We start from the raw sequence: 20298 nt of genomic DNA on the forward strand, positions 1-20298 counted from the left end.
ATATGAATACAGGTGAAGACATACAAGGGCTGCGTAAGATCATAGATCTCACCAGGCTCATCAGCTTATTGATCTTAGGCATCCATTTTTATTTGAGCTGCTACCAGGCCTTCCGGGACTGGCACTGGACGGCCCCATTTACGGACCGCATAGTATCCAATATTGAAAAAACGGGTTTATTCAGTAACCTGCTCAAACCTAAACTGGCGGCCCTGCTTTTTCTCTGCATTTCCCTGGTCGGTGCCAAGGGCAAAAAAGACGAGAAGATCCAGCGGAACAGCATCGTCGCTTACCTGCTTTGCGGGCTACTGATCTACTTCCTTAGCGTGCTGGTCTTTTACTGGTATAGCGGCCTGAGCATGGTGGCGATCTTGTATATGGGGCTGACCGGAACGGGCTACCTGCTGATCCTGACCGGTGGCAACTGGTTATCCAGACAGATCAAAGCGGGCCTGATCAAAGACGTATTTAACCAACATGCCGAAACCTTCCCGCAAGAGGAACGGTTATTGGAAAACGAATACTCTTTTAATCTGCGGGCTAAATATCATTTACAGGAAAAGGTACGGGATTCCTGGATCAACTTGGTCAATCCGCATCGCAGTCTTTTGTTGATCGGTTCTGCGGGTGCCGGTAAAACATATTTTGTGATCCGGCCGATCATCGATCAGGCGATCCGTAAGGGTTCAAGTTTATTCTTGTATGATTTTAAGTTCGACGATCTGACCAGGATCGCTTACAATAAATTGCTGCTCTACCGGAAGCACTATAAAGTCAAGCCCCGTTTTTTCATTGTCAATTGTGATAACCCGAGCTATAGCCATCGCTGTAACCCACTGGAACCGTCAGGAATGGTGGATATCACCGATGCTACGGAAGCCTCGCGAACGATCATGCTGGGTTTGAACCGGGATTGGGCGAAAAAGCAGGGGGATTTCTTTGTGGAAAGCGCGATCAATTTTTTGACGGCGATCATCTGGTTCCTGCGGAAATACCAGGATGGCAGGTATTGTACCCTTCCGCATGTATTGGAACTGATGCAGGTAGAATACGATAGCCTTTTCGCTGTATTGCAACAGGAAGAAGAAATTAAAATGCTGATCAATCCTTTTGTTTCGGCCTTATTGCGGAAAGCGGCACCACAACTGGAAGGCCAGATCGGCAGTACCAAGATCGCGTTGGCGCGTTTATCCTCACCGGCCTTATATTATGTATTGAGCGGTAACGATTTTTCATTAGACATCAACGATCCCCAAGCGCCTAAGATCGTGTGTATCGGTAATAACCCTTTAAAGATCCAGTCTTATGGGCCGGTATTATCCTTAATTGCGACCAGGGCACTGAAAGTGTGTAACCAGAAAGGCAAATTAAAATCCACTTTCATCTTTGATGAGTACCCCACACTGGCGGTAGACACGATTCCGGCGATCAGTACGGGCCGGAGTAATTTGATGTCCATTGTGTTGGGTATTCAAAGCGTGGAGCAATTGAAACAAAATTATGGTGCCGATGCCGCCAATGTGATCACGAGTATTGGTGGTAACCTCATTTGTGGGCAGCAGACGGGTGATGCGGCGAAGAAGCTGTCCGAAACTTTTGGCAAGATCATGCAGGAAAGGGAAAGTAAGAGTATCAACAGCAGTGATATTTCCATCACGAAGTCTACACAACTGGATTATGCGATACCGGCTTCGCGGATCGCGGCTTTATCATCGGGTGAGTTCGTGGGTTTTGTGGCCGATAACCCGGAGCAGCGTATCCCGCAAAAGATATTCCATTGTGAGATACAGAATGACCATGCGGCTATCGCTAAAGAAGAGGCGGCCTATCAGCCTATTCCGATGATCTCGACGGTGAGTGATGAGGATATTCAGGAAAATTACAAAAGTATAAAGAGGGATATAGAACGCTTACTAGCTGCCGAATTGCAAAAGCTGGATGCTGAGGAGGCGGAAGGAAATCTTAGCGATCAAGTAGGAGAGAACGAAATCAAATTCGATAGAACCGTTTCGATGTAATGAGTTCTGTTATTTTATTAGGCAAACGATGATTACCCGAAGAAACGGTTGATAGTTTTTACCAGTGGTGTGTTGATTGGAGTAAATAATTTGATTGACCCCTCTTCGCCAATTTTTAATGATTGTGTATCACGTTCATTATCATGACACTAAGATGGAATTCAATTTTGGCAGGAGGGGTCAATGGTATGAGGTTTTTCCACCCTGATAGGAGATAAAGGTTATTTATCTAAAACCCAACAATCAGACCTTTTTAACACCGTAAAGATTGAACTACAAACGCCTATGCGTAATAATCAGCAAAATAAAGAACGGTTTGAACCAGTATTCAGACGGTTCAGAAAACGTATCGAAACATTGTTCGCTCAACTCTGCGACCAGTTTATGCTTAAAAGGAATTATGCAAAATCGGTTGCTGGGCTGTCCACAAGGATTATAACTAAATTTACTGTCGTAACATGCTTGCAATTCATCAATATAAACAATAACAAACCGCTAAATCATCTTAAATATGCTTTGGCTTTTTAATCGCACAACACGTTAGACTAATAAATTCAAATAAACTATAATAAAAACTCTTATTTATTGATCTTACATACATTTTGAAAATATTGCTCAAAATAATAACTTAGCGTTCTATATTTATACATGATACCTGTGAAATTTCGTTTGCTAGTGACGGTTATGCTTCTCCTCACCAGCAATTTACTTTTTGGCCAAAAAAACTTCTCGCTGGCTGAAGCCATTAGCCTGACCTTGCAAAATAACTTGCAGGTACGGCACGAAAATCTAAACGCGCTCGTAGAACAGGAAAGCGTCAGAGCATCCATACTTACCGAACTGCCGCATATTAACGCCAGTGCTACACTTTATTCAAATTACGGACGGAGTCTCGATCCCTCGACCTACAACTATATCAATCAACAGATCACAACATCCACCTCGAATATATACGCATCTTTTGTATTGTTTGAAGGGCTTGAGAAGAAAAACAGGATAGCGGAGCGTAAACTATCTTTAGGATTGGCGAACGCAGAGATCGCTAAATTAAAAAAGGACTTGACGTTAAGGGTGATTGCGACATACTTTACCATTTTAACAAGTCAGGAACAGCTCAAGGTAGCCAGCCTGCATAATGGGTTCGATAAATTACAATTGCAAAGAGAAGAGAAATTACTTGAGGTTGGCAAAAATATAAAAAACACTCTCACAAGCGCCAACGCGCAATTTGCAAAAGATAATCTAACATATACCCAGATTAAAAGCAGAATGGAGTCGTCTCGGTTGGAATTGTCCCAATTATTGGAGGTTCCGAACGATAATTACGGGTTATTGCCACCAGGCGATAAGGATTTGGCTGAGGATACAGTTTACAATAAGCAGGACATTATGAACCGGGTTATGGGCAATAACCCGGAAATAAAGGCGGTATCAATCCGTGAATCCATAGCAAAAAAAGAAATTGAATTAGCTAAAGGAGAGCTATACCCGTCAGTCAGCCTCATTGGCGTTCTGTCAACAAATTACTCTTCTTTTCCGCAATATGATGCCGATTCCCAACGCTATATACCCCGGGATTTTTTCTATCAGTCCCATACAAATTTTTACCAGTACTTTGGTTTTAATATTAATGTCCCTATTTTCAATGCCTTTAGTTTCTCCAGTAATGTAAAAAGGCAAAAGATCAAACTACAGGAATCTGTCATTGATACAAAAATCACCAAAAACAACTTGAGCAAAACCGTTGACCAAGCGGTCTCTGATATCAATTCGGCTAAGGAAGAATACCGTGCCGCACTGAATTCACTGAATGCGACACAGGAACAATTTAAAATGATTGAATTCCGGTATAAAAATGGTCTCGAGAATATAATAGAATATAATAGGGCGCTTTCTGAACGAAACCAGGCCGAGATACATGAAATAGAATACAAATATAATGTGCAGTTACGGGAGTATTTATTAAAATACTTTATGGCTGAATAATGTCATGGCACGGAAAACAAAAGCAAGGGTTTTTTATCTAATTTTTTTCCTATTTGCCTGTACAGATATTGTAAAAGCACAAACCAATATTGGCACCGAATTCTGGACCGGATATATGGATCATATCAATGGCAATTCCGGTGTCAATGGTTCCCAAATGATATTGTATATTGCCTCTGACGTGACTACGACCGGTACTGTCGCGATAGCCGACGGCAGCTTTATCAGGAATTTCACAGTGAACCCCAATGTCATCACAAAATTTACAATACCCTCCAGCGCATTTTTAGCCAACACCAACGGCATCGTTAATAAGGGCATTCACATCACAAGTAGCAACCCGATAGCTGTTTATGCCCATATTTTTGCAAATAATGTCTCAGGTGCAACACTACTGCTACCTGTTAATACACTGACCAATGATTATTACTCACTCAACTTTACTCAGAAATCAAATACAGGGCCGGCATACTCGACTTTCATGATCGTGGCACCGGAAGATAATACTCTCATCACGATTACCCCCACAGCAGCTCTCATCGACGGCTCTGTGGCTAACCGGCCATTTACCATTACCCTGAATAAGGGGCAAATATACCAAGGTTTATCCAATACAGATCTAACCGGTACACATATCGTTTCGATAGGAAATTCAGGCACTAATTGCAAAAAAATCGCGGTCTTTTCTGGTAGCAGTAAAATTCTGATTGGTACGCCGAATATTACTTCGGATAATTTATTTCAACAGGTTTATCCCACAGCGTCGTGGGGGCGGAGTTACATCACCATACCGCTCAAAACCAGGAATTACGATGTGTTCCGTGTGGTATTAAGTGATCCAAGCAGCAATCTCGTCATCAATGGAAAGGCCATCGATCCGTCCCAGTTCGTGAATAATTTCTATTATGAATTTACGAGTCAGTCAGTAAACACAGTTTCGTGTGATAAACCGATACAAGTGGTACAATACGCGGTCAGCCAAGGTAATAATATTGATGGTTCGTTTAACATCAAAGATATTGGCGATCCGGAAATGATCTTTCTTACTCCTTTGGAACAAACGGTCGACCGGGTGACTTTGTATTCCGCCAATGAATATTTGATCACGAACAGTTTTATCAATGTGGTCATCCCATCGGGCGCGGTAGGTTCCTTTAAGGTCGATGGCGTGAACACTGGGTTAAAGTTTTCTGTGGTATCCGGCAGCACTGGTTATTCATATGCGCAAATCAACGTGGCCACCGGGGCAACTCATAACATTGTTGCCGACCAGGGTTTTAATGCCATTGCTTATGGTTTCGGCAACCAGGAATCTTATGGTTACGCCGCCGGAACGAATATCAGAAATATTAACGAATATATCCAGTTTTATAACGGTGCTACGAAACAAGCGGTGACTTCGGGATGTGCCGGTGTTCCGCTTATTCCCGAAGTTGTTGTGCCTTATCAAACAAGTACGATAACATGGGATCTTGGAAACGGCAACGCGCCGTTGACACAAGTTGGCCCGCCATTTAAAAATACAATTTTAAAAAACGGGCAAACCTTGTATGTTTATGATTATCCGTCATCTATAACTTACCAGGCGGGTATTTACGGTATCAAAATCGCCGTTCTTAGTCCTATTTCTACCCAATGTGGGGCAAATGAAGAAATAGATGATAGTTTTCATGTTTTTGATAGCCCCGTTACTTTATTTGCAGCAAGAGATTCCGTTTGCTCCAATGATACTCTGGGCTTCTACGATGTAAGCCACAATGCAGGTATCAATATACAATCCTGGAAATGGGATTTTGGCAATGGGGATACATCCGCTGTTCAAAATCCCGTTTATACATTCCTCGTGCCGGGTAATTACACTGTTAAACTGACAATCAGTTCCACATCAGGTTGTACATCTTCGTACACAAAGAAGGTACATGTTCGTTCCTTACCTTTAGCTGATTTTAAATATTCAATCCCCCCATGCCAAAACCAGTCCGCGTTATTTTCAGACAAGTCGGTGTTTTCCGAAAATAAGATCGTTCAATGGATATGGGATTACGGAGACGGATCCCGACCAGAAGTAAAAACAGATAATTTGCCTTTTATCCATATTTTTCCTAAAGCGGGTAACTATACGGTCAAGCTCCAAGTCACTGATGGAAAAGGTTGCTCTGCAGGCTTGGTAACCAAAATTATTACAGTTCAATCTTCGTTCGTTGCTTCTTTTGAATTGCCGGATGTTTGCCTGGCCAATACATTTGTCCAGTTTAAGGATCGGTCCACTATCAGTGACAGCTCGAGCACGCTGTTTACCTACCTTTGGAATTTTGACGATTTAAATTCCACCGCCGCTAATTCAAACACTTCATCAGTAAAAAACCCGCTGCATCAGTTTATTAAACCAGGCATTTATCATATTAATCTGATAACGACCTATAACAATAGCTGTTCGATTAGTGTAACCAAAGATTTTATGGTCAGTGGCCAGGCGGCTTTTTCTTCCGCAGCAAGCGCGTGCCCGGCCGACTCGATTTCGTTTAATGATACCTCAGATAGTTCCAATAAAGTTATAAACTCCTGGAACTGGGATTTTGGCGACGGAAATTCCTCTTCGCTGCAAAATCCTAAGCATGCGTTTAAACTGCCGGGTGACTATCAGGTCACCCTCACCTTAACGGGTCACAATGGCTGTTCGTCAACGAGTTCTTTAAAAACCATTCATATCAGCCGTAAGCCAACAGCAAGGATCATTTATACGCAGCCTACTTGTGAAAAGAATAATGTTGTATTTGGAGACGCATCGATCGCTGTCGAAGGTATCATAAATATCTGGAAATGGGATTTTGGCGATGGTTTAAGTTCCAGCGTGCAAAACCCGACTCACACTTATGCAGTACCGGGTTTGTACACCATCAAATTAATTGTTATGACAAACCTTGGCTGCATTGACAGCGCAGGAGTAACTTTCAAAGTGGGCCCACTGCCCGTTGCTAGCTTTGCAATACCCGATGTCTGTGTAAATGATGGCCAAGCTGTATTTAGCGCTACACCGGATAATAGGGCCAAATCCTACAACTGGGAATTTGGGGATGGCAGTTCCACAACCGTGGCCAGGGCTAGTGGGATGACAGTTGTCAATCCGGTTAGCCATTCCGGACTGTATTATGCTAAATTAACCGTTGTTACCGCTGACGGATGTACTTCCGATACTACGCAGCAATATTTTGTCAACGGTTCGTACCCCCTCGCGGATTTCGATTTGCCCAATAGTTCCGTGTGTAGCACTAACGCGGTTTTGATCAGGAATAAATCCGTCTTGACCGGTTTCAATAACGGGGACATCACGAGCCTTGATGTTTATTATGACTTGGTTAATGACCCGGCCACTAAAGTTCACTATGAACGACCTTCACCGGGACAGGTCTTCACACACCAGTATCCGCTCGAACACACAGCATCAAAAAGATATACCATCCGAATGATTGCTTTTTCGGGTCAAACTTGCTATTCGGCTCCTAAGGAGCTTAGTGTAACTTTGTTACCGGTTCCTTTAAGTACTTTCAGTTCATTGCCTGATGTTTGTCAGAGTGCAGGAAACGTAGATCTATTTCAGTACATAAGTAAACTGGGAACAGATGTTACTTATAGCTTTTACTTGGATACAGAAATAAAACCTCTAAAAAACAACCTTTTCAACTCTCTTATGGCCAGTTTGGGACAGCACATTATTAAATGTGTTGTTACCAATAACTTTACCGGCAGTTGTGCAGACACCCTTACTCAATCAATTAATGTATTAGCCACTCCAGTTGTTACAGCAGGTAACGACATTGAGTTGATACCAGGTGAATCAACAATATTGCAGGGAAGCATTAAAAATTTCCCTAGTGGAAATGTAAAGATACAGTGGCAGCCAACCACTGGGTTAAGTAACCCTAATATACTAACGCCTAAAGCAAGTCCTAAAGGCGATACAAAATATGTACTAACGGCTACCTCCATAACTGGTGGGATTAGTTGTCCTGCTTCGGATTCTGTGGAAGTTAAAATTTTACATGCACCCCTTCCACCAAATACTTTCACGCCTAACGGTGACGGTATAAATGATACTTGGAGCATAAAATACCTAGATAAATACTTAGACTGTATTGTACAAGTGTTTAACCGAAATGGGAATCTCGTGTTTTCGTCTATCGGGTACAACACACCATGGAATGGACGTTATCAAGGTCAAGATTTACCTGTTGGTACTTACTATTATATCATAAATCCTAAACACAATCTTAAAATATTATCGGGATCTGTGACCATTATACGATGAAATAGCAAGTTTGAAGAAGAAGAGTCCGTATCATAAGTAAATCACGAGATCAACGCGATATTTAATTTGAATACTTGTCGAAAACGCCGCTTCGATATATGAAAAAGGGCAAATTTCAATTCGAAATTTACCCTTTTTGTTTTATTGAGAGTTATATATAAATTTATAGTATTATGTATTTAGTTCGCATTTAATCATTTTGTAACTTACGGGTTCAGCCTGGGTCATTTTGGTAATAAGTTTGTCAAAGATCGAGTTCAAAAATCCTCTTCTATTAAACCGGAAATGGTATTCATCCAAATATTTTTGTAATCGATGGGTTTCACATCTGTGATGAACCCCTCTTAACCAACCTTTGATATTCATGATATGAATATGTAGTATCGGAAAACCTGCCCCTTTATTACTTTTTTCCTTGGTTATATTCCAATCCTTACCCAAGGGCCAGTATCCGCACCATCCGTCCGTTTTTACCGATGCCTGAGGAGCAATATGCTCCTCAAATATCTTTTTTAAACTGTCGGATGAGGCATCATCCACCACCCGGCAGTAGGCTCTTCCAATGGTGACTTTACCCTTCTTATCCCTTACTTTTTCTATGGCCAACACAACTAAATCCTTGCTACCATGGGTTCTGCCGGGCTCACCAGCCGAAAATCCTCCTACCAAAAACTCATCAACTTCCACATCGCCCGATAAGGTGTGCCTGCCGCTACTTTTCATCGCTTCCTGTATTTTCGCTTTCCAAAGCCAGGCACTCCGCTGCTGACAATCAAATTCTTTGGCCAGCTCACAACTTGACATCCCCTTCTTTCGTACAGAAACACGAAAAGCCATCTCAAATGCCTTCAGTAGGCCTAATTTGCATTTATGGAACATTGTTCCGGCTGTTGTCGATGCGTCATAACCGCATTTCTTACAGCGGAGGTAATGCCATTCCCTGCCTTTGCCATATTGATCGCTTTGGCACCTCGGGCAAGAATACCCGCCAGACAACTTCTTATCTAAGATATATTGGAGGCAATCCTGCTCCGTTTTAAACTTTTCCCTAAATTCGTTAATACTTATTCCACTAAACATAACAGGTTATTTAGCTTAAATATACCAAATAATAACCTGATTATCAATTGTTTAATTTTAAATAAATGCATTGTGAACTAAATACATAATCCTATAAATTTAATTTGGCAAATATTCTACAAAATCGATTACATTCCTCTTCCTTCACGCTTTAAATTAGTTTTTATTATAAATCAAGCCATACTGACCATTATTAAAATGATAAACCTTACTACTTGCCATACTGACTATTTTACCTGATTTTTTTGCAGTACCTTTTGTGTTTAATATAATATCGCTATACTCTTTACTAGGGTCAGCAAAATTAATTGTATAATTATATCCATAACAACTACCAGGAATTTTTTTGTCACAATCTCCTTCATTATCTTTAGCTGCCTCTTTTATAAATAATAACTTTTTAAACAGAGAGTTATAAAAAGAGTAAATCATGATATTTTCAACAGTAGTGCCGGAAAATGTAGTTCCAGGTTTGAATAAATACAAAAATTTATCCCCAACTTTTGTAACATTAAATATAGGCCCCCCGCCCCAACTACCCCATTTGGCAAATTGATTTTTATATACAAGTTTCAAGTTATCCCTTTCTGTATTAAAAACCACAAATTCTTCTATCGCACCGCATTCATGACATTGATATTCATCATCATTTGGCACAGAAGAAATAACAGAGTAATAAGTTTTTATTCCGTCATGTAATAAGCTGTCACATGACAAAATTTTTGATAGGAATTCAATTTTGTTATTAATTTTATATTGATGTAGCATAGCAGTATCATTACAAATCCAGACCGAACCTTTTTTTTTGCTATCATAACTTGAGTACAAACTTTTCATTATACGTATAGCAGAATTATTTTCTGCTATACGTATGTTAATGGATTTTGCAAAACAAAAATATGATGAAACTATAATACATACTAAAAGTTTAATTTTTTTTCCAACCATCTTTTGAATATTAATGTCCCATACCTTTATTATATAATGCTACAACTTTGGCCGCGGCTTCTTGTTTAGTAACAGAAAGATTACCATCCAGATCTAGGGCAGAGTTCTGATTATATGCCGTTGATGGACTGCTGAAAAGTACATAATTACTTGGTTGGCCTACAGCTTTCGGATACAATATTGTCATATATAAATCTTCAATATTGTTAATCTTTCCACTCCAACTGCTTAAGTATTTCGCTACATAAGGCAATTGTTCTTCCGCTGTCATATTAGCAAGAGCTGCTGTTGTCGTACCTAACGATCTAGCTGTACTGGCAGTAAACTGAATTAAGCCCACAGCACTTGAGCCTGATTGGTTCTTTTTCGAAGGGTCTATTCCAGACTCAAACATCATCGCAGCCATCAGCCAATTTGGATCAATCTTGAGGTTTTTCGCTATTTGTAATAATTTCTGCTTGAAAGCCTCTGATACACGATTACCATAAATAAGTTTGCTTGTATCCGTTGTATTAGGTATTGGAGCTGCAGGTGCTGCGCTGGATGAGCTTCCGTGAATAACAACTTGAGGCTGATTATTCCATATACCACCACCATCATAACTATACCAATAATGTCCGTATTGATCTTGGGCAACTAAAGGCGGTCTAGAATCTGTAATCTCCACCTCACCCATTCCCCGACTATAGGTAATACCATTATCCCAGCTGTATAATGTATTTCCATGCGCATCTTGTTTCGTTAAAGGGGGAGGACCTGTAACAGGAGCGCTACCCGTGGTTCCGCTTGTAACAGGTGTTAATATTGCATTGTTAATATATGTATTTCCTCCATCAATTGTCACCATTGGATTTCCATTCGCATCGAATAATATCGGTTCTCCGTTCCCTGACCCATCGTTAGTCCCTAACCCGTGAGAAGCGCCCTGCCCATATAAATCACTTAAAGTTGGATCTTGTGCAGGATCAATGTACGAATAATAAGGATTATTAACTACATAATTAGGGTCATTTATTGCAGGATCAACACCATAAACATCTGAATAAGGATCAGATGAACCAGTTGATTGAGAATTATCCTGACCTTGATAAATATATGACGGATTATTAGGATCAGCATTATTCAGTTCATACACCGAATCGCCAGGCAAAGTTGAAGCACTACCGTGAATTGGATCCATATCTAGGAGTGGGTCGTATTGACCCCATGGATTAGGTGGTGGAGGATTACCAAAATTAAAGCCCCCTCCAAAGCCTCCGTTCATTTCAAAAGGATCACCGCCATAAGAATACTGGCCACCCATTAACATGTTAAAAATGTAATTTGGCATTTCATCAGGGTCATCCGGGATATAGTCGGAATAATCTGGGGGGACTGGAAGCTTATAGGGAATACTTACGCCTGTCTGAAGATATATTACAGGTGTATTTCCAAGAATGGAAGGATCTGGATTGGTGCCACCAGACGGATTGCTATATATAGTATTTATAAAAAAAGGGTCATCAATGGGGATGCCATTGATATAATCGGTTCCTCCCCCTTTAACAGCCCGCTGTGCTTTTTCGCTTATTTCAGGAAAATCCAGAACAATGTCGTCAAATGTTTTCATTATGATAAAGTTTATTTAAGTTGAAAATACATATTAAATAGATATATCAAAAAAAATTGTAAAAATAATTTTTTTGCTCTATTTTCATCAACTTAATATTTATATGATATAATACGATTTAATTATTGATTAAACCGTATAAATAATCGATAAAAATAATTAATTGTCTAACATTGTGATAAATAACTTTTGTTGCACGTATGATCGTTGTTATTATAAACAGTTGTTAATATATTAGTATTTACCCATGAAACTTAAGACGTTAATTAACGATTTTATTGCTCTTTATTTTCCTGATGCTTACGGAGCCTGTCTAACTGGTAGTATGGTCGATGATAATTTTAACAGTGAATCCGATATTGATCTTTGGATATTAACCCAAAGCCGTGATTATTTTTTTACGGAGACCTTTTCTTTTAGGAAACACAAGGTGCAAGTTGCTCATTTCCCTTTCGACAAAATAAGTGAGATCCTTTGGATGGATTACATTAATCGCAGGGGATTATACCTCGCCGCTTTTGCCAAAGCGACTTCAATTATTGATACAGACGGCTTTTTACAATCAATAATCGAAAGATGTGATAAATTATTTAAGGACGGTCCGCAAAAAGTAACGCCATATGACCAATACAAAAAGAAAATAAAGGTTATTGAAGGACTGTCTGACCTAAAGGGGGCTGCTTCTAACGATGAGTCATGTATCATTATTGCGGATTTGTTGGCTAATTTTATTTCACTTTATAATACTCAAAATCAGATATGGGATTTTACCGGAAAACACTCTATAAGGATATTAAAAAAGACCAATGAAAATTTGGCTAATAAGCTTATGAAAACTTATAAAGGATTTTATACTAATTATGATAAAAAGCCTTTTATTAAACTTGTAGATCGATATGTAAAGCTTATAGGCGGTCATCCTAACGGATACTCAAGTCATTTCGGTGCTTTAAATTCAAAAAATGATTACCTAGTCATGCAATTTTACAATCATAAAGATTCTCATCAGTTTATTAAAAATAAATACGAGTCAATTTTTAAGATTTTAATTGAAAAATGTATCAGGGTAGCCTTTTTTGAAGCTAGACCAATGGGAGATGCGTTTGATTCAAATCATAGTATCTATATAACCGTGTTCTTTGATTCAAAAAACGATCATTCCAGGGAAACATTGAAATACTACATAACCGAGCTTAGAACGTTAATTAAAGAAAAAATCACCTTTGCTTTTCCGGTTAATATAGACTGGGGCTTGATTTTAGGCGCAGAACAACTAATTAAACCAACGAGTATATTTCTATCTCAGCTCAGTGCATGGGTTGTAAAAAATGTTACAAGTCAATCCTTGACCCTTATAGGTGCCATATCCTTATTTAAGGATATACATGCCGTGTTTTTTGCAAATAATGTTGAATTTATGGATTTTCTAGATTATCTATACAACACTTGGATAGTGAAAAGCTATGACAATGGACAGGTTTATGGTTTTGAGCAAATTATCATAGCAAAAAAGGAAATGGAAGATTTATTTTCAAATCAATATACAGGGCAGAAAATAGCAATAAAAAAGGTTTACGCTGAACTTGATTTTACCTTCGAGTTTTTACGTCCTTTAAAACCTGTAATTACTACGGAAATGGATAAGCATAAGCTTTTTTTCGAAAACCCATATTTTTTGACGCAAAACTACGACTCGTCTTCATGGCCGCTTTTAAAAAATATACTTGACCTGTCCCTAGGCACACTATTGATACCAGATGAGAAAAAGGCATATTTGCCATTTTTATTTAAACGCATACTCATCGAATCTCAGGTGGATATCCTAGAAACCGCCTAATTCAATACAGTCTTTTCATCTCCAATAATATAATGAATTTACGACCATTTCCTTTAGAAAGACAACTAGATAAAAAAGATTGCGGCGCTGCTTGTCTTAAAATGATAGCCAAGCATTACGGTAAATTTTATTCTCTGCAATACTTAAGAGATAAGTGCGGAACAACAAGAGACGGAGTTTCGCTTGTGGACTTAAGTTATGCATCTGAAAATATTGGAATAAGATCGATAGCTATCAATTGTTCGATCACAGATTTGAGTGAAAAAATCCTATTACCCTGCATATTACATTGGAAGAGTAATCATTTTATCGTCGTCTACAAACTCAGGAACAATAAGGTTTATGTCGCGGATCCAGCCAAAGGACTGATTACCTATAACTACGAAGATTTTGTAAAAAATTGGTATAAGGCCAATGAGGAAACGGGTACGGTGCTCGTTCTTGAGCCGATGGCCGATTTCAAGCAACGTGAAGAAAGCGAACGGATAGAACGGTTAAAGACCCTACAAAATTTTTTAGGCTATTTCCGGCCTTACAAAAAGAGTTTTATCAACTTGGGACTGGTCATGCTGATTGCTACTTTGTTGCAAGCTCTGTTGCCATTCATTACCAAATCTGTAATAGATGTCGGTATTCAAACCAGGGACGTGAAATTTATCAACATTGTGCTCATCGGCAATATTTGCATAGTTGTCTGTGTCATGTTTTCCAATATTGTCCGTAACTGGATATTGTTGCATGTAACTGCGAGGATAAATATCGCCATCATTTCCGATTTTTTAATCAAATTAATGAAACTCCCGGTCTCATTTTTCGAAAACAAGATGGTTGGTGACATTTTACAAAGGGCGAATGATCACGAGCGCATCAGAAGTTTCATTATGAACAATGGCCTCGGTATGATATTTTCAACATTAACATTCGTAATCTTTGGTGCCATTCTGGCCATATTCAATACCGTTATATTCGAGATATTTATCATTGGCAGCATTTTGTATGTGCTGTGGGTATTTGCATTTTTAAAGATCAGGAAGAAGCTGGACTGGGAGTATTTCGAACTGACGGCAAAGAACCAAAGTTACTGGGTAGAAACGGTCAATAGCATGCAGGACATCAAGATAAATAACTATGAGGTTCCGAAACGATGGAAATGGGAAAAGATACAGTCACGCATTTATCGTGTAAACAACCGCGTATTATCTATTAACGACATGCAGAATACGGGCGCGCAATTGATTGACAGCCTGAAAAATTTAAGTATCACTTTCTATTGTGCGAAAGCCGTTGTCGCGGGTGAGATCACGTTTGGGGTTATGATATCAACCCAGTTTATGATTGGGATGCTGAACGGGCCGGTAGTGCAGTTCATTCAATTCATTGTTGCTGCGCAGGTTGCGCAAATCAGTTTTTTGCGGTTAAATGAAATACACAGCATGAAAGATGAGGGAGAAGATTATGGAACAAATACCATAGCATTACCCACAAATAAATCAATAACGCTTAAAAACGTTTCATTCAAGTTCACGCCGAGCTCTCCGCTTGTGTTAAAAAACATTAATTTAACTATACCGGAGGGAAAACTGACCGCGTTTGTAGGAGATAGTGGAAGCGGAAAATCGACTTTGTTAAAATTGATTCTACGCTTGTATACGCCTTCCTTTGGCGACATTATGTTGGGCAACATGAACATTAGCAACGTAAGTTTGAGACAATGGCGTGATGTATGTGGTGCGGTCATGCAAGACGGTAAAATTTTTAATGATATGATCCTAAACAATATTGTATTGGATGATGAAAATATCGACTATGATAAACTGAAAAATGCGGTGGAAACGGCCAATATAGCTAATGAAATCGAGAAGTTGCCTTTAGGATATCAGACGACAATGGGCGAAATGGGAAGGGGTTTGAGTGGTGGTCAAAAACAACGCCTTTTAATAGCGAGGGCCCTATATAAAAATCCGGATTATCTTTTTTTCGACGAAGCGACAAACGCTTTGGATACGATAAACGAAAGGAAAATTGTTGATGCGTTGGAAAAAGTGTTCCAAAACAGGACCGTTGTGGTTGTTGCCCATCGACTGAGTACCATTAGAAAAGCAGACCAGATCGTGGTGATGCAGGAGGGTTTCATTGTGGAAGTCGGTAACCATGAGAGCCTGATGGCTAAAGGCGGCCGATATTTCCAGTTAATACAATCGCAAACGGAAATGATCTCATCAATTAATATCGAAAGACCTTCTCAAAATTAAACAGCGAACATGGAAACGATAGACGAATATATACAATTAAATAATATCAAAAACGACAATCAAAGAAGCGAAGAGATACAGAACATCGTTGAAAGGATACCAACTAAATTTGGCTTTTGGATCAGCATATTAGCACTGAGCATTGTACTTCTGATGGTGACATTCGGTTGGGTAGTTAGTTATCCGGACGTAGTCATCGGGGAAATAACGGTTAACGCAAATCAATCGCCGATCAAGCTTATTGCCTCTTACCCGGGCAAAATCAGATTGTTATCTAAATCACAGCAGTCTGTAAAAGCTGGCCAATATTTGGCTTACATTCAAAATTCCGCCAATTTTAATGATGTAATGAAACTTAAGAAGCAGGTGCGGGCGTTTGATGTTTCCGATCTGGCGCATTTAAACACGAAGCTTTTTACCTCGAACCTCACGTTGGGCGACATTACCGGTAAATATTATTACTTTATCAACTCTTTGGATAATTTGCATTACTATGAAACCGACCAGCTCGTGCAAACACAATTTAGTAAACTGCGAATGGAGCTAAGTCAGGAAAACCAAAATATGTTGACGAGCCGTCAGCAGGTTACCTTTTACCGCTAAGCCGCCATTTGCGTGGTTGGTAGCGGATATCGTTCCCCCATGAAGTTCTACCAATTCTTTGGATAACGCTAAACCTATCCCGGTTCCTTTACCGGAGTTCAAAGTTTGTTCGCCACTGTGATAGAGTTCGAAAATGTATTCCAGATCAGATTCAGGTACCCCGTATCCCTGATCGGTAACAACCAGGATGACCTCCTTTTTCTCCGGACTCCGGGACAAGCTGATGGTTATGCTCTTACCTTCCGGCGTAAATTTATAGGCATTGCTCAATAGATTGTACACAACGGTTTCTATTTTGTCCTGATCAAGGCAAATACAAAAGCTTTCTTCCATACCCTCTAAAATCAGGCCGATCCGCTTTTCTTTACGTACATCATCGAAATGCGCGCTGATATCTTTGATAAAGCTGGTCACTTCAAATGGAGAGGCCGAAAGTTGGGTTTTCCCATGCTGGATCTTTCTGAACTCAAGCAACTGGTTAACAAACCTGACCATCCGGTTGGCATTCCGATCCACAATGTCCAGGTATTGCCGTTGCCTTGGATCGGATTTGTTTTGCTTTATCAATTGTGAAATCGGGTTTAAGATAAGCATCAGCGGCGTCCGCAATTCATGCGATATGTTTGTGAAAAAATTCAGCTTTAATTCTGTCAACTGGTGTTCGAGGGCCATTTCATGTTTAAGCTTCATCGCGGTCAGTATGTTTCGCCACAGAGCTACCGCGATCGAAAATATAATGAAAGCATAAATCAGATAGGCCCACCAGGATAGCCAGGGGGCCGGTAGCACGGTTAATATTAAACTTTTATATGGCAAATTGCTGTACCGATCCGGATCTCCGCATTTTACCTCCAAAACATAATTTCCAGCCGGAATATTGGTGTAGGTAGCACGCAATTGGTTATTGTTGTCGTGCCAATAGGTATCAAAGCCTTTCAACCGGTACATAAAAGGTAAGTGACTGTCGAACCGATAATCCAGTAATGAATAATCTATACTGATAACGTTTTGATTATGCCGCAATGTGATGCTTTGCACATCATTGATACCTTGACGCAGAATGCCTGAACTATCAGCAATTCCTATTTGTACATTATTAATACGGAGAGCTGTAAACACCAGATTTGCGTTGACCCGATGAGGCATAACCGCCTTCGGATCAAAAATCAGATACCCCCGGATTGTACCAAAAACCAATTTGCCATCGTGTGTATTTCCACATGTACTTTCGGAAAATCCGGCAGGTGAAAGTCCATCGTAAGATGAGAAATTTTTGATTTTTTTGGTCAGAAGATTCAATCTGGAAAGACTGCTTTTAGTAGCTACCCAAAGCTGATTGGCATTGTCTTCCGTACAGCTAAGGATATAATCGTTAGCCAAACCCAGCCTGGTTGTATAATTAATAAAGTGCAGATTTCCGCTTTTTGGGTCCTCTTCTGCCATATCTAATCCGCCCCCTGAGGTTGCGAGCCACATGTGGCCTGAGTGATCGCGATGTATGAATTGGATGTCATTGTTACCAAGACTTTCTTTAACGCCGGCACGTTTGCTGTATGCATGGAAAATAAACCGGCCGCCGGCCTCATCCATCACGATCAGGCCTTCGGTCGTTCCAAGCCATATTCTTCCTTTCTGGTCCGTTTCTATAGCCCTGATCTTTCCAAAATCGGGAGGATAATTGTTCCGTTCTTTGTTTATTCTGGAAAAGTAGGTTTTTTGCTTATCCACTCTCAGCAAGTTCAATCCCTGATCAAATGTCCCAACCCAGATCCGGCCCTCGCTGTCTTCCTTGATCGCATAAATTTGATTACTACTGATTGAGTTCGGGTTGTTTTTGTCATGCAAAAAATTAACCAGCCGATAGGAACTGTGCGACCGGTCTTCAGGAATGGCTTCAAATAAACCGTTGGCTTTCGTTCCCATCCAAATATTCCCTTGATGGTCCTCTTTAATAGTATAAACCGCACCCAATTTTCCATTCAGATTACTGAACCTGGCTGGCATGAGCTTACCCTGCTGAAGCCAATATATTTGCCCCGCTTTGGCGCAGATCCAGATTCGGTTCAAATGGTCAACACAAAGACTCCTGATTTCATTGTCTGACTGAAAAAGGGCGGATTCTTTTACCAAAAATTGTTCGAAAACGCCCGGTTGAAAAATTATTTTTTCCAGGCCGTGCTCATCTGTATGCAGCCACATCACCCCGGCGGGGTCATAAAAAGCAACGTTAACCAAATTGGAAAAAGCATGATCCTTTGCACCCGGTTCATTATGGAAGTACCTGAAATTATTGGTTGGCTCATCAAAATAACCGAACCCGCCATCCCTGAGTACGCACCATACAATGCCGTTTTTATCTTCAAATACCTTAAAGTGGTTACCCCCATTAATGTTTTTTGAATCGTTTTTTTGCGAATAGTTTTCGAAAACACCATCTCTGTTGAACCTAAAAACCCCCTTTTTATCAGGCTCAATCCAGATACTGCCATGCCGATCTTCGAACATACTGTATAACGGCGAGTTATCGGGGTCATTATATTTTTTCAAGGACATATCCTTCAGATTCAATACCCCCAATTCGCCTGCGGCCGAGGTTACATACAGTTTGCTTTCATCTTTGCTGACCAACAAACTATTCAATATGGCATTACTTACCCGAAAATCGGTAAACTCTTTTCTTCTTTTTTGATAGGACCATAACATTCCTTTACCTGTGGCAAAAAATATTTTATCATGGGTTTGAATAGCTGCGGTAACCGGCATTTTAGTTTTGACATCAAATTGCCTGGCCAGTTGGTAATATTTTTCTGTTCCCCGATGGCTAAAAAGGGCCAGGCCGGCTGCCGTTCCTATCCAGATGTCGCCGCCGGAATCTTTTAAAAAACAATTTACTTTGTCGGAAGGGATCTGAAATTTAGCTTCGGCATCTTGTTTGAACCAAAAATAAGTGGTGGGTGCATTTTTGATGTCTGGAACGTAAATGACTCCTCCGTTAAAAACACTAACCCATACTTCGTTGTTACTTGCAGATAATATCCGGTCAAACGATACTTTGCCACGCAGCCCCAGGATAACCGCCAGTGAGCGTAATTGTTCGTTGCGTTTATTAAAGCGATATATCTGGCCGTCATAAAATTTTAACCACAATTGGCCATTGTTATCTTCGCTGATATGATCGATCCGGTTGTTCCCGATTTTTGAAGAGTCGCCCGCCATAGATTTGAACGAAATAAAATGATTACCATCGAACCGGTTCAATCCATACCAGGTGCCAAACCACATATAGCCTTCGCGATCCTTGAATATTGTGGTGATATTGTCATGAGATAAGCCATCTTCTGTTGAATAATGCTGGATTTTAGCGGGCACTTGTGATTGCGCCCGGCTTGGCTGCATCAATACGTTGAAGCACAGAAATAACAGCATAACCTGAAAAATTATTTTCATAAGCCCCCTCACATTAATGCAGCATTATATACTTTAAATTACGATTATAATTGGTTGGCCAAATTAGATATCCGATCAGTTAACAGCCATAGCCGTTACAAAGAATGAAAAATAAAGGTAGCAAAAAAAACAATTAATGCAATCGGTTGAATTTATTGAAATGGCGCTTTATCGCTTCTTCTCAATATCAAACATTGCTAACATATCAAGCA

The 20298-nt window shown here is 40.0% G+C and carries 10 protein-coding genes; 6 read left to right on the forward strand and 4 right to left on the reverse strand.

The annotated features are described in order from the left end of the window. The first annotated feature begins 2 nt into the window (after positions 1-2). From mobC to ABIN91_RS17665, 3 genes are all read left to right on the forward strand, one after another. Positions 3-2018, forward strand: a complete 2016-nt coding sequence (mobC, locus tag ABIN91_RS17655) for a conjugal transfer protein MobC (protein ID WP_348052713.1) — start codon at positions 3-5, stop codon at positions 2016-2018. Positions 2019-2702: 684 nt separating this feature from the next. Next, positions 2703-4004 carry a TolC family protein gene (locus ABIN91_RS17660; RefSeq protein ID WP_348052715.1) on the forward strand — a complete coding sequence of 434 codons (1302 nt, stop codon included), beginning with the start codon at positions 2703-2705 and terminating at the stop codon, positions 4002-4004. Between the two features lie 4 nt (positions 4005-4008). Further along, the gene (locus ABIN91_RS17665) at positions 4009-8310 is read left to right on the forward strand and encodes a PKD domain-containing protein (protein WP_348052716.1); all 4302 of its coding nucleotides are present in this window, start codon (positions 4009-4011) and stop codon (positions 8308-8310) included. 171 nt (positions 8311-8481) lie between these two features. Here the strand turns inward: ABIN91_RS17665 and ABIN91_RS17670 are convergent, their stop codons facing one another. The 3 genes from ABIN91_RS17670 to ABIN91_RS17680 form a co-directional block, all read right to left on the reverse strand. Beyond that, positions 8482-9390 carry an IS1595 family transposase gene (locus ABIN91_RS17670; RefSeq protein ID WP_348052718.1) on the reverse strand — a complete coding sequence of 303 codons (909 nt, stop codon included), beginning with the start codon at positions 9388-9390 and terminating at the stop codon, positions 8482-8484. Between the two features lie 156 nt (positions 9391-9546). Further along, on the reverse strand, positions 9547-10338 hold the full coding sequence (locus ABIN91_RS17675) for a hypothetical protein (RefSeq protein WP_348052719.1): 792 nt from the start codon (positions 10336-10338) through the stop codon (positions 9547-9549). Positions 10339-10348: 10 nt separating this feature from the next. Beyond that, positions 10349-11947: a transglycosylase SLT domain-containing protein gene (locus ABIN91_RS17680; protein WP_348052720.1), complete on the reverse strand. Its 1599-nt coding sequence runs from the start codon at positions 11945-11947 to the stop codon at positions 10349-10351. Between the two features lie 247 nt (positions 11948-12194). On the opposite strand from ABIN91_RS17680, the gene ABIN91_RS17685 reads away from it, so the two are divergent. From ABIN91_RS17685 to ABIN91_RS17695, 3 genes are read left to right on the forward strand one after another with little or no spacing between them, the layout of a single operon-like run. Then, positions 12195-13784 carry a hypothetical protein gene (locus ABIN91_RS17685; RefSeq protein ID WP_348052722.1) on the forward strand — a complete coding sequence of 530 codons (1590 nt, stop codon included), beginning with the start codon at positions 12195-12197 and terminating at the stop codon, positions 13782-13784. A gap of 32 nt (positions 13785-13816) precedes the next feature. Continuing rightward, a complete protein-coding gene (locus ABIN91_RS17690) occupies positions 13817-16036 on the forward strand; it encodes a peptidase domain-containing ABC transporter (protein WP_348052724.1) in 2220 nt (739 codons plus the stop codon). A 9-nt stretch (positions 16037-16045) separates the two neighbouring features. After that, the gene (locus tag ABIN91_RS17695; RefSeq protein WP_348052726.1) at positions 16046-16639 is read left to right on the forward strand and encodes a hypothetical protein; all 594 of its coding nucleotides are present in this window, start codon (positions 16046-16048) and stop codon (positions 16637-16639) included. Here ABIN91_RS17695 and ABIN91_RS17700 read toward each other — a convergent pair. After that, positions 16580-20086, reverse strand: coding sequence for a two-component regulator propeller domain-containing protein (locus tag ABIN91_RS17700; protein ID WP_348052728.1), 3507 nt, complete (start codon positions 20084-20086; stop codon positions 16580-16582). The genes ABIN91_RS17695 and ABIN91_RS17700 overlap by 60 nt on opposite strands. Between the last annotated feature and the right edge of the window lie 212 nt (positions 20087-20298).

The sequence above is a fragment of the Mucilaginibacter sp. genome, from assembly GCF_039921305.1.
Classification (GTDB): domain Bacteria; phylum Bacteroidota; class Bacteroidia; order Sphingobacteriales; family Sphingobacteriaceae; genus Mucilaginibacter.

Bases quoted from the DNA above. Each gene is read 5' to 3' on its own strand.
- mobC (WP_348052713.1), top strand. From the start codon at position 3: ATGAATACAGGTGAAGACATACAAGGGCTGCGTAAGATCATAGATCTC.
- ABIN91_RS17660 (WP_348052715.1), top strand. From the start codon at position 2,703: ATGCTTCTCCTCACCAGCAATTTACTTTTTGGCCAAAAAAACTTCTCG.
- ABIN91_RS17665 (WP_348052716.1), top strand. From the start codon at position 4,009: ATGGCACGGAAAACAAAAGCAAGGGTTTTTTATCTAATTTTTTTCCTA.
- ABIN91_RS17670 (WP_348052718.1), bottom strand. From the start codon at position 9,390: ATGTTTAGTGGAATAAGTATTAACGAATTTAGGGAAAAGTTTAAAACG.
- ABIN91_RS17675 (WP_348052719.1), bottom strand. From the start codon at position 10,338: ATGGTTGGAAAAAAAATTAAACTTTTAGTATGTATTATAGTTTCATCA.
- ABIN91_RS17680 (WP_348052720.1), bottom strand. From the start codon at position 11,947: ATGAAAACATTTGACGACATTGTTCTGGATTTTCCTGAAATAAGCGAA.
- ABIN91_RS17685 (WP_348052722.1), top strand. From the start codon at position 12,195: ATGAAACTTAAGACGTTAATTAACGATTTTATTGCTCTTTATTTTCCT.
- ABIN91_RS17690 (WP_348052724.1), top strand. From the start codon at position 13,817: ATGAATTTACGACCATTTCCTTTAGAAAGACAACTAGATAAAAAAGAT.
- ABIN91_RS17695 (WP_348052726.1), top strand. From the start codon at position 16,046: ATGGAAACGATAGACGAATATATACAATTAAATAATATCAAAAACGAC.
- ABIN91_RS17700 (WP_348052728.1), bottom strand. From the start codon at position 20,086: ATGAAAATAATTTTTCAGGTTATGCTGTTATTTCTGTGCTTCAACGTA.